This is a genomic window from Anaeromyxobacter sp. SG64 (assembly GCF_022690745.1).
Lineage (GTDB): Bacteria > Myxococcota > Myxococcia > Myxococcales > Anaeromyxobacteraceae > Anaeromyxobacter > Anaeromyxobacter soli.
Map to the genome: position 1 here is coordinate 1 of NZ_JALCZB010000123.1, position 11043 is coordinate 11043.

7 protein-coding genes and 1 pseudogene are annotated in these 11043 nt (G+C 75.0%); 4 read left to right on the forward strand and 4 right to left on the reverse strand.

What is annotated here, in order from left to right; genetic code table 11:
* A pseudogene (locus MNZ29_RS21925) lies at positions 1-1455 on the forward strand (response regulator); the annotation flags it as partial.
* Between the two features lie 109 nt (positions 1456-1564).
* Here MNZ29_RS21925 and MNZ29_RS21930 read toward each other — a convergent pair.
* Positions 1565-3658, reverse strand: a complete 2094-nt coding sequence (locus MNZ29_RS21930) for an OPT family oligopeptide transporter (RefSeq protein ID WP_242341374.1) — start codon at positions 3656-3658, stop codon at positions 1565-1567.
* 151 nt (positions 3659-3809) lie between these two features.
* Here MNZ29_RS21930 and hemW point away from each other — a divergent pair, with 151 nt between their 5' ends.
* Both hemW and MNZ29_RS21940 read left to right on the forward strand, forming a co-directional pair.
* Positions 3810-4949 carry a radical SAM family heme chaperone HemW gene (hemW, locus tag MNZ29_RS21935; protein ID WP_242356720.1) on the forward strand — a complete coding sequence of 380 codons (1140 nt, stop codon included), beginning with the start codon at positions 3810-3812 and terminating at the stop codon, positions 4947-4949.
* A gap of 11 nt (positions 4950-4960) precedes the next feature.
* Positions 4961-5392, forward strand: coding sequence for a TfoX/Sxy family protein (locus MNZ29_RS21940; protein WP_242356721.1), 432 nt, complete (start codon positions 4961-4963; stop codon positions 5390-5392).
* A 15-nt stretch (positions 5393-5407) separates the two neighbouring features.
* On the opposite strand, the gene MNZ29_RS21945 is transcribed toward MNZ29_RS21940, so the two are convergent.
* Positions 5408-5899 carry a hypothetical protein gene (locus MNZ29_RS21945; RefSeq protein ID WP_242356723.1) on the reverse strand — a complete coding sequence of 164 codons (492 nt, stop codon included), beginning with the start codon at positions 5897-5899 and terminating at the stop codon, positions 5408-5410.
* 162 nt (positions 5900-6061) lie between these two features.
* On the opposite strand from MNZ29_RS21945, the gene MNZ29_RS21950 reads away from it, so the two are divergent.
* On the forward strand, positions 6062-6676 hold the full coding sequence (locus MNZ29_RS21950; protein ID WP_242341378.1) for a DUF4230 domain-containing protein: 615 nt from the start codon (positions 6062-6064) through the stop codon (positions 6674-6676).
* A 308-nt stretch (positions 6677-6984) separates the two neighbouring features.
* Here MNZ29_RS21950 and MNZ29_RS21955 read toward each other — a convergent pair whose 3' ends face one another.
* The gene (locus MNZ29_RS21955) at positions 6985-8217 is read right to left on the reverse strand and encodes an HNH endonuclease (RefSeq protein WP_242356725.1); all 1233 of its coding nucleotides are present in this window, start codon (positions 8215-8217) and stop codon (positions 6985-6987) included.
* A 770-nt stretch (positions 8218-8987) separates the two neighbouring features.
* Positions 8988-11043, reverse strand: a 2056-nt coding sequence (locus MNZ29_RS21960; protein ID WP_242356727.1) for a DUF3857 domain-containing protein, incomplete at its 5' end; no start/stop codon positions are given.

The following is an 11043-nucleotide window of genomic DNA, read 5'->3' on the forward strand; positions in this document are numbered from 1 at the left end:
GACGCCGAGCGGGCCCGCCTCGAGGCGGAGCTCGCCGAGCGCGGCGAGGCGCACGCGCGCGCCGTGGCCGCGCTCGAGGCCGAGCGGGCGGACGAGCGCGCTCGCCTGGAGGGCGCGCGCGCCGAGGCGGAGGAGGCGCACGCGCGCGCGATGGCGGAGCTCGAGTCCGCGCGCGCGGCCGAGCGGTCCGAGGCCGACGCCCGGCTCGCCGCGCTCTCCGGGGAGCGGGACACGCTCGCCGCCGAGGTGCGGCGGCTCATGGGCGAGCTCGCGGCGAAGCTCGAGCAGGCCGCGGACGCGCGGCTCGCCGCGGAGGGCGACGCGGAGGCGCTCCGCGCAGAGCTCGCCGAGGCCCGCGGCCGGGAAGAGGCGGCCCAGGCCGACCTCTCCGAGGCGAGCGGGCGCATCGAGGCGCTCGAGGCCGACGCGGCGGCGCAGGCCGAGGCGGCCGCGCGGCTCGAGGAGGAGCTGCGCCGGGCGCAGGCCGAGGCGCGCGCCTACGACGAGAAGGCGATCGCCGCGGAGCACGCGTACGAGGCCAAGGTCGCCGAGCTCGCCGCGACGGAGCAGCGGGTCCGCGATCTCGGCGCGGCGCTCGACGAGGGGCGGGCGTCCGTCGCCGGCACGAAGGGCGAGCTCGCGCGCGTGGAGGGGGCGCGGGCCGACGCGGAGCGGCGCGCCGCGCAGGCCGCCTCGGAGCGCGATCAGCTCGCGAAGGCGGGCGAGGCGGTGCGGCGGGAGGCCGACGCCGAGCGCGACCGGACGAGGCGGCTCGAGGCGGAGATCGCGCGGCTCGCGAAGCTCGAGCCGGTGGCGGAGGAGGCGGCGCGGCTGCGCAAGGAGGTCGCGACGCTCAAGGAGATGGTGCAGCAGCGGAGCGCGGCCGCCGAGAGCGCCTCGCGCGCCGCCCAGGCGGCCGCCGCGGAGCGGGCGCGGGCCGAGGAGCGGCTCGCGGTCGACACCGGCAAGCTGCAGGGAGCGACGAGCCGGCTCGAGTCGGAGCTCTCCGCGGCGCGCCGGCGGCTCGAGGAGCTCGAGCGCGAGCGGGGCGCGCGCGAGGACGAGGCGCGCCGGTCGCAGGAGAAGGGCGAGGAGCGCCGGCGCGCGCTCGCCTCGGGCGCCTCCGAGGCGGAGAAGCGCCACCAGGCCGAGGCGGCGCGGCTGCGCGCGGCGATGGTGGAGCTCGAGAAGCACCTCGAGACGCGTGCGCGCGCGGAGCTCTCCCTCAAGCGGCGCGTGCAGGAGCTCGAGAAGGGGCAGGCGAGGCCCCCGCCGCCGCCCGCGCCGCGGGCGGACCCGGCGGAGCTCGCGGCCCTGAAGGCGCGCGTCGCGCAGCTCGGCGAGGAGCTCGAGGAGGTCCGCGGGGAGAACGACTTCCTGAACGGCGAGGTCGCCCGCCAGCAGGCGCGCAACAAGGAGCTGCAGAAGCAGATCGACTCGCTGAAGGAGTCCTGAGCCCGCCTCTTGCGCCGCCGCGGCGGCGCCGAGGCCGCCCGCGGGAGCGCAGGGGCCGCGGCGCGCCGTCGTCGAGGCGGGAGCGCAGCCTCGTGCGCTCCGCCCATCATCAGACCGCCGGCGGCTTCGGCTGCGCCCTCCGCGCGGCGCGGAAGAGCATGAGCGCGAGCGCGGCGAAGAAGAGGACGCCGAGGAGCGCGAAGCCCTCCTCGCCGATCACGCCGCTGATGCGCGGCTCCATGTTGAGCGTCTTCTCGATGAAGTGGTTCACGCCGTCGTTCACGTTGAGCAGCGCCACGATGACGCCGGTGAGCGCTCCGCCGGCGACGAGGCCGGTCGCGAACAGGCTGCCGCCGCCGAGCTCGCCCTCCTCGGCGGGCTCACCGCGCCGCGCCGCGAGCCAGTCCACGACGCCCTTCAGCGCGCCGCCCACGAAGATGGGGAGCGTCGTCGAGAGCGGCAGGTACAGGCCGACCGCGAAGGAGAGCGACTTCACGCCGCAGAGCTCCATCGTCACGGCGAAGAACGCGCCGGCCAGCACGAAGTGCCAGTCGAGGTTCAGGGAGAGGAGGCCCTTGATGAGCGTCGCCATGAGCGTCGCCTGCGGGGCCGGGAACTTCTCCGTCCCGATCATGTGCTGCACGCCCTGCGCGGCGAGATCCGCCGTGGGCGTGTCGAGCACCTTCACGGTGAGGCCGATGACGAGGGCCGAGAAGACGGCGCCCACGAAGAGCGCGATCTGCTGGTACCGGGGCGTCGCGCCCACGAGGTAGCCGGTCTTGAGATCCTGGCTGGTGGCGCCCGCGTTCGCCGCGGCGATGCAGACCATGCCGCCCACCACGAGCGCGAGCGGCTCGTAGGCCGACCCGGTCCAGCCCACGCCGACGAACACCATCGCCGTCGCCATGAGCGTCGCGATGGTCATGCCGGAGATCGGGTTCGACGAGGACCCGATGAGCCCCACGATGCGCGACGAGACCGTCACGAAGATGAAGCCGAAGACGATGACGAGGAGCGCCACGAGCAGCTTCTGGAGGATCGACTCGCCCGGGACCTGCGGGAGCAGGACGAGGAGGAGGACGAGCCCGACGCTGCCGATGATGACGGTGAGGAAGGAGAGGTCGCGCTCGGTGCGGCGGACGCCCGCGGCGGCGGCCTTGTCGCCGAGCGAGCGGATCGAGTCGCGGAGCGAGGCCCAGATGGTGGGCAGGGTCTTGAGCAGCGTGATGAACCCGCCCGCCGCCACGGCGCCCGCGCCGATCTGGCGGATGTAGGCGCGGTAGACCGCGTTCGGCAGGTTCGAGAACGTGTGCGCCACCGGGTCCCAGCCGCCCGGGCCGCCGGCGGTGGCGAGGTCCTTCATGTTCCCGAGCTTCACGAGCTGCCCGGCCATGACGTCCGCGGGCACGAGCACGGAGAGGAGCGGGATGAGCGCGAGCCAGGCGAGCACGCCGCCCGCCACGAGCACGCCCGCGATGCGCGGCCCGATGATGTAGCCGACGCCGAGGTACTCGGGGGTGATCTCCCCGTTCACCGTCGCGTTCGGCAGCCACTTGTTGGTCTGGCGCGTCACCCACGCCGGGCTCTCGGCGATGACGTGGAAGACCTTCTGCAGCACGGCGTAGCCGAGCGCGAGCCCGACGCCCTGGAACGCCGTCCTCGCGAACTCGCCGCCCTTGTCGCCGGCGATGAGCACGGACGCGCAGGCGGTGCCCTCGGGGTAGAGCAGCGACCCGTGCTCCTTCACGATGAGGGAGCGCCGCAGCGGGATCATCATCAGGACGCCGAGGATCCCGCCCACGAGCGAGAGGGCGAACAGCGTCACGTAGTCGAAGTAGCCCGCGCCGATCGAGAGCTTGGTCGAGGGGTCGGTGGAGAGGAAGAGGAACCCGGGCAGCGTGAACACGACGCCGGCGGCGATCGACTCGCCCGCCGACCCCGCCGTCTGGATGATGTTGTTCTCGAGGATGGAGGTCTTGAGGAACTTCCGCCCGAGCGAGATCGCGATGACCGCGATCGGGATCGAGGCCGAGACGGTGAGCCCGGCCTTGAGGGCGAGGTAGACGGTCGCGGCGCCGAAGAGGATCCCGAAGAACGCGCCCGCGACGATGGCCTTGGGCGTGAACTCGGGGAGCCGGGTGTCGTCGGCGATGTAGGGCTTGAAGTCCTTCGGCGGCGGGGGCGGGGCGGCGAACTCGGCCATTCGGGGTCCTCGCGACACGGTTCCGGGTTGCGGGGCGTCAAGAAACCACGTCTCCCGGGCGATGTCGACTCTCGGGTCAGCCGCGCCGCGCCGCCCTCCCCTCCGCACGGCGAGCCGGGATCCGCGCGCCGCATCGCGCTATGAAAATGGCATGGCGCGCCGCTTCGGCATCTACGTGCACTTCCCCTACTGCGCGCACCACTGCCCGTACTGCGACTTCGCGGTCTCGACCGAGCGACCGCCCGAGGGCCGCAGGTACCTCGCGGCGCTCACGGCGGAGCTCTCGCTCCGCGCGCCCGCGCTCGACGGCCTCGCCGCCGTGAGCGTGTACCTGGGCGGCGGCACGCCGTCCCTGTGGGAGCCGGACGAGGTGGCGGCCCTCCTCGCCGCCCTGCGCGAGCGCTTCGCCCTGCCCGCCCCGGCCGAGGTGACGATCGAGGCGAACCCGGAGTCGACCGACCGGGCGAAGCTCCGCGCCTGGCGCGCGGCGGGGGTGAATCGCGTGTCGGTGGGCGTGCAGTCGTTCGACGCGGGCGTGCTCGCGAAGCTCGGCCGCCGGCACGGCCCCGACGCGGCGGAGCGGGCCATCCGCGCGGCGGCGGAGGAGCTCGGGAACGTGAGCGTCGATCTCATCTACGGGGCGCGCCGCTCCTCGGTGGAGACCGCGCGCAGGGACGCGGCGCGGGCCGTGGAGGCCGGGGCGACGCACGTGTCCGCGTACGCGCTGACGCTCGACCCCGAGATCATGGCGGAGGAGGTGCCCCTCGCGCGCCTGCGCCGCGAGGGCCGGCTCCCCCTCCCCTCCGACGAGGACACCGCGGCCCAGTCCGCCGCGATCCGCGCGGAGCTCCGCCGCGCCGGGCTGCGCCGCTACGAGGTCTCGAACTACGCGCGGCCCGGCCGCGAGTCCTCGCACAACCGGCTCTACTGGAGCGCCGAGAGCTACCTCGGGCTCGGCGCCGGCGCGTACGGCTGCGTGCGCGGCGAGGGCGGGTCGTACCGGTACGGGAACCTCCGCGACGCCGGCGCGTACCTCGACGCCGCCCTCTCCGGGCGCGCGCCGACGGCGGAGGAGGACCGCATCGGCCCGGTGGCGGAGCGGAACGAGCGGCTGATGCTCGGGCTCCGCACGCGCGAGGGCGTGCCGCTCGCGTCGCTCTCGCCCGCCCAGGCGCGCGAGGCCGAGGGGCTCGTGGCGCACCGGCTCGCGGTCCGCCGCGCGGGCGCGCTCGTCCTCACGAGCCGCGGCCTCGACCTCCACACGTCGATCGCGGAGCGGCTCCTCGAATAGGAGAGATGGACATGGCGAACACCGCAGCCTTCGTGGAGCACGCGCTCGATCTCCTGTCACTCGCGGGGCCCGCCGAGGCCCGGCGAATGTTCGGCGGGCACGGGCTCTACGTCGGGGACGCCATGTTCGGGCTCCTCGACGACGACGAGCTGTTCCTCAAGACCGACGCCGAGACCCGCGCACGCTTCGTCGAGGCGGGCTGCAAGGCGTGGGTGTACCCGCGCCGGGACGGCAGGGTGGAGCAGACGAGCTACTTCCAGCCCCCCGACGCCGCGCACGAGGAGCCCGAGGCGATGCTCCCGTGGGCGCGCCTCGCCATCGACGCGGCGCTCCGCGCGCGCGCGGAGAAGGAGGCGCGCGCGCGGAGGAGCGCGAAGGGGCGCGCGCCCGCGAGGCGGAAGCCGGCGCCGGCGGCGAAGCCGCGCGCGCGCCGCGCGCGGTGAGGCCCGCCGGCCCGCTCACCGCGCGGCGTCGCTCATGCGCGCCGCGGCGGCGGGATCGACGCGCCGCGCGAGCTCGAGCTCCAGCTCGACGTCCCGGTGCTCGCGCTCGTCGCGCCCCTCGAGCGTGCCCGCGATCTTGAAGAAGACCACGCGGCAGGAGCCGCCGCCGAGCTCCGTCCCCTCGACGCGGTAGCGCACGTCCGACCCGTCGAGATCGGTCTCGGCGACCCAGCGGCCCCCCTTCACGGTCCGCGTGTCGCGGGCCTGGGAGAGGAGCTGCGACACGGTTCCGAGCGGCGCCTTGCCGATCGAGACGCCGTCGTCGCTCCCGAGGTCGAAGCCGCGCTCGTCGAGGAGGCGCAGCGCCGCCGGCCACACCTCGGCGAGCGGCCGCGAGAGGCCCTGCGCGTCCAGCGCCGCGCGGAGGCGCGCCTCGCGCTGGGCTGCGGCGCAGCCCGCCGCGAGGAGCACGGCGCAGGCGAGCACGCGAGAGGGCGAGAGGCGCATCGGACGCCATCATGCGCCCGCCGCGGAGGCCCCGCTCGGCCCATCCGAGGAGCGCCGGCGGGTGGGGCCGAGAGGGTGGGAGCGCAGCACCGCGCAGGTCGGCGCACCGCGCCGCCGGCGCCGGCCGGGCGCCGCGGCACCTGCCGCGATAGCATGCTCCCCATGCGTCGCCTCCTCGCGGTCGTCCTCCTCGGCCTCTCGATCGGCGCCGGCATCGCCGTCGTGTCCCGGATCTTCCTGCGCGAGCGGCCGCTGCCGTCGCCCCCCGCCGTGGCGACCCAGATCCGCGAGGTCGCCCGCCTCGAGACCCTGGAGGTGCGGCTCTACAAGAAGGTGAGCTTCGAGCCCGAGCCCACGCAGGCGGACTCGCTGTGGGGTGACGTCGCGGGCTGGCTGCGCCACACGCTCGCCGCGCCGAAGGGGAAGGCCATCGTCTTCGCCGACGCCTTCCTCACCCTCGACCTCGAGCGGCTGAACGCCACGAGCGTGGGCGTGCAGGGGCGGCGGGTCGACGTGGTGCTCCCGCCCATCCGCACCACCATCGCGATCCGCCCCGGCGAGACCGAGATCCTCGGCTCGAACCTCGACTCGGCCGAGACGGCGCGCCTGCTCGACCTCGCCAAGGTGGCCTTCGAGCGGGAGGTCGACGGCGACGTCGCGCTGAAGGCGCGGGCGCGGGCCTCGGCGGAGCGGCACATCCGGGCGCTGCTCGTCGGGCTCGGCTTCGGGGAGGTGCGGTTCGTGGACGCGCTCCCGCCGGGCGAGAGCGCGAGCTGAATATTCTGACGGGGGCTGCGCCCTGAGGATTCGTCACATCTTCGGCTGCTGACCGGGGGAGCGGCTTCGGTCGGCCGAGCGGCGCACCACGCGCTCCGGCTGGGCATCGACGGGTCGGCACGCGCACGCCGGGAACGCTCCGGGCGGAGCACTGCGGGGCGGCAGAGCGGTGAGCGTCACCAGCGGGGGCGCAGGGGATCGGAAGCCGGAAGTACGCGAGCGGTGAGCCGTCGCTCCAGCCTGGCGACCATGCGAAACCCGCCCTCCGTTCTGCCCGGAGATTCGGTCAGCTCCGTGGCGGCCGCAAATCACGGCGCCCACATCCCCAGCTGCATGACCGGACGCAGAGGTGCCACGTCAGCGTGCGCGGGCGGCGTCGGCCCGTCGCCCGCATCGCGCCGGAAGCGATCCATGTGCTCGCGCCCGAAGCTCCTCTCTGCGTGAAGCAGATTGTGGGCTCGGCAGGCGAGCCGAAGATTGTCGATCGTCGATGGTCCCCCGAGGGAGGCGGGTTGAATGTGGTCGAGCTCGAGCTTCCAGCGGCTCTTGCAGCGGCAGCCGTCCGGGCCGACCCAGGCGCAGCGCCCGCCGTCGCGTTTCCACACGGCCCGGCGCACTATCGCCGGGATCGTGGTCCTCGCCGGCGGCGTCTTCGCCGCGGCCTTCTTCGTCGCCGCGGCCTTCGTCGTCCCGGCCTGCTTTGCGCCCTCGTTCGAGCCTTCCTTGGCGTCCTTGGTCTTCCGCTCCGGCGCGACCGCGCCCTTGCGCTTGCCGTGCTTCTCGATGGCGCAGCGGATCGCCTCGCGGAGCACCGCCGCGAGGTCACCGTCCGGGACCTTGTGCGACAGGAGCGAGCGGAGCGTCTCGAGGTCCTCCTTGCAGGCACGGTCGAGGGTGACGCGGAGCGACCATTGGCTCTCCGAGACGGCGAGCGTCTCGGCCCGTCGCTTCGGCTCCGCGAGAGTGGGCTGGGGCGCCGGCAGCGCGCCGGCCGCAGGTCCCGGATCGAGGGTCGGCTCCGCAGGGCCGGGTGCGGTAGCCGCCTCGGCCCGCTCGGCCTTTGGGAGCTCTAGCGCTGCGCCCACCATGGCGGGCGCGCGTTCGGTGAGCTTGCGAAGGCCAGCACGCGGAGCGGTGCGCGCCTGGACGGAGACGACGAGGTGCTCGACCTCGGCCCGGGTCCGGAAGGCGGCGCGAGCGAGGAGGTCGTCCACGTTCTGCTCCGTGAGCACCTGGCCGAGGAGCGCCACGGTGGACAGGCAAAGACGCCCATCGCGCAGCGGAGCCTCGAGGATCGGGAAGCGGCGCAGCACCCGCATCGCCTGGATGCGCCGGCCGGCGGCGCCCTCCCGGAGGTGGAGCGCCTCCAAACAGTACGCCCAGAGGGACGCATGGCCGATCTCGACGAAGGCGCGGCGCCGATCGAATTCGTCGAGGTGCAGGAGGAAGTCGACCTGGACGTTCCGTTCCTCCCCGGCGAGCTCGCGCAGGCGCAGGGCGAGGACGTTCGACTCGAGAGCAGCGGGAGTGAGCGCAGACATGGGGATGCACCTCCAGTACACCCTTCGTAGCACGCGATCTTCGGAGCTCCGGAGACGCTCCAGGCTCGCGCCTGTGCGGCGTTCTCCGGCGCATCCTCGTCGTTGCCCCAAGGCGATCCGCGCGCGCTTCACGCGCGAGAAGCGTGCGCGAGAGCGGCCTTCCCGCGCCGCCCGTGTGCCTGAGCGCAATCGGGGCGAGAAGGCGTCAATGGAGAATGTTTCACCCACCGCAACTGGGACGCCTCGCCTCGCCGCGAGAAGAGCCGCGACACCGGCCGGCACTGCCGCTGGCGATAGTTGTCACCGTGGGTGAATATGGCCGACCTTCCATGACGCTCCAGCCCGTGCTCCGGGGCGAGCTGCGGAGGCGCCTTCGAGAAGTCCGCGCGCACCCCGCGCGAAGTCACTCCGTCGCCCCCCCGACACACGGCGAGACGCTCGCCTGCTCTGCCGCCCTCCCGCGTTCGACGGGGTCCGAGCACGAGCGCGTGCGCGGATCCCGTCGATGCCCGAATCCGACATGCGCACTGAAGCCGTCGTCGAACCACCCGCCGCTCGTCCGGCGAGTACCTGCACTTGTGATGAATGACTAGTGGCTGCGCCCCGCCCCACCGACGTCTGGACGCCGTCGTCGGAGCCCCACCCGGCTCGCCGGGTCCCGTGCGCCGCCGCGAGCGGCTTCGCCGCTTCCGCGGCGTCGCCCCGGCGGGCTCGCTTCGCGCGCCTATTCGCGAATCATGATCGGCCGTTTACCAGCGAACAGCAGCACTTCACGGTCGGAAGACCGCCGGGTCGTCCTGGATCGCGTCGACCGCGGCCGCGAAGCCTGCGAAGTCCCCGTACCGCTCGGGCGCGATCCGGCCGCGGGCGAGGTCGAGCCGCTCCTCCCGCACGAGCGTTCGGCCGTCGGCGCGCTCCGTGCGCTCGAAGGTGCCGAAGGGCGTCTCCACCTTGCGCGCCGCCGCGGCGCGCGCCGAGAGCCCCGCGGGCGCGATGATCTCCACCCGGGAGGTGCCGCGCTCCGGCGTCGGCAAGAGCAGCGCCGTGCGCCGCGAGGCGACCTGCACGTACCGCGACGCGAGCCGCGCCGGGAACACCTGCGCGTCGACCACGACGCCGCCGTCGGCGGCGCGGGCCAGCTCGGGCGCGGAGCCGCGCCAGCGGATCCCGAGGGGCGCGGCGGGATCGTCCTCGCCCTCGATCGTCACGTCCTGCACCGCGAACCCGCCGAAGGTGCGCGACAGCATCGCCTCCACCGCCTGGCGGCGCTCGGTCGCGTCGAGCTTCTCGAGCGCGGCCTTGGCGGCGGCGGCCATCGCGCCGAAGTAGCGATCGGTCCCCTCCACGTCGGCGCCGCCGTCCGTGCCGAGCGCGATCCGCACCGTCACCTGGCGCTCCTCGGGGACGAGCGCGCGCGCGGGCGTGTGCTGGAGCTCGAGCGCGTCGCCCGGCTCGGGCAGGACGAGCGCGTCCACGTCGAGGACGCTCGAGGGCAGCGCGCCGAACGGCGCGAGCCGGAGCGACGGATCCAGCCAGAAGGTCTCCTTCCCCGCCTCGACGCGCAGGAGCGGGTGCGTGAACTCGCCGGGGTTCGGGAAGCGGAAGGCGACGGCGCTCGCGGAGAACGGGCGCGCGAGCGCGATGCGCGTGCGCAGGCCGAGCTCGGAGAGGAGCGCCTTCAGGAGCACGAGCCGGCTCCCGCGGCCGCGCGACAGGACCGCGCTCGCGTCCTCGCCGAGCGCGCTCGTCGAGCCGAGGACGGTCCGCGCGACGTGGGCGTAGGCCGCGCGCGCGAGCGCGGCCGGCGGGGCGCCCGGCCCCGCCGAGGTGCGGAGCTCCCGGGCCAGCGCGCGGAGCTCCTCGGTGGGCTTCGTCCGCTCGAGGGCGCCGTCGCCGAGGGCCCGCTGGATGGCGGCGCGGTCGACCGCCGCGCCGACCTGCACGAAGGGCAGGTACTCCTGCATCGGCACCGCCTCGGGCTCGGGCACGAACGCCGGCACCTCGGTGCGGAGCGCGCGCATCACCTCGCGGCCCCCCTCGCGCTTCACCTCCGGGGCCGGCATGCCGTGCGCGTCCACCCCGAGGCCGAGCCCCTCGGGCGCGGTCACCACGTAGGTGGAGCGGAAGAGCGGCACGCCTCCCACCTGGAAGTAGAACGGGTCGGCGACGTAGCCGCCGCCGACGCCCGGCACCGCGCGCAGGTGCTCCACCTCCACGTAGTCGCCGGGCTCGAGGCCGGCGAGCGACACCGACCCCTTGGACGCGCCGGCGCGCTCGGGCTCCACGGTGCGGCCGCCGGGCTTCACCGTGCGGAGCACGAGCACGTCCGCGCCGTGGGGGACCGTGACCTCGCCGAACTCCTCCACGCCCTGCTGGTCGAGCACCTTCACGACCTGGTGCGTGCGCTCGATCGCGGCGCCCCCCGGGAGGACCTCGATCGCGGCGGCGTCGAGCACCATCGCCGCGGAGGTCGCGCCGCGCGGGCGCGCCCGCTCGTACGCGCGGATGGCGGCCTTGCCGTCCTCGGCGGCACCGTCGAGCACCTCGTGCCCGTCCTGGAGCGCGAGCGCGCGCCGGAGCGCGAGGTCCGCGCCGTCGAGGAGGAGGGCCCGCTCGCGGAGCGCGCGCGCGGCGGCGGCGTCCCCGGCGAGCTCCGTCACGTCGGCGAGCTTCTTCGCGACGCGCGGGCTGCGCGGCCAGAGCTCCGCGACGACGCGGAGCGCCTCGACCGCGCCGGCGGGGTCGTTCGCCCCCACGAGCGCGCCCGCGCGCGAGAGGGCGGGCTCGATGGCCCCGGGCCGCGCCGCCGACACCGGCGCGAGCGCC

Bases quoted from the DNA above. Each gene is read 5' to 3' on its own strand.
- MNZ29_RS21930 (WP_242341374.1), bottom strand. From the start codon at position 3,658: ATGGCCGAGTTCGCCGCCCCGCCCCCGCCGCCGAAGGACTTCAAGCCC.
- hemW (WP_242356720.1), top strand. From the start codon at position 3,810: ATGGCGCGCCGCTTCGGCATCTACGTGCACTTCCCCTACTGCGCGCAC.
- MNZ29_RS21940 (WP_242356721.1), top strand. From the start codon at position 4,961: ATGGCGAACACCGCAGCCTTCGTGGAGCACGCGCTCGATCTCCTGTCA.
- MNZ29_RS21945 (WP_242356723.1), bottom strand. From the start codon at position 5,899: ATGCGCCTCTCGCCCTCTCGCGTGCTCGCCTGCGCCGTGCTCCTCGCG.
- MNZ29_RS21950 (WP_242341378.1), top strand. From the start codon at position 6,062: ATGCGTCGCCTCCTCGCGGTCGTCCTCCTCGGCCTCTCGATCGGCGCC.
- MNZ29_RS21955 (WP_242356725.1), bottom strand. From the start codon at position 8,217: ATGTCTGCGCTCACTCCCGCTGCTCTCGAGTCGAACGTCCTCGCCCTG.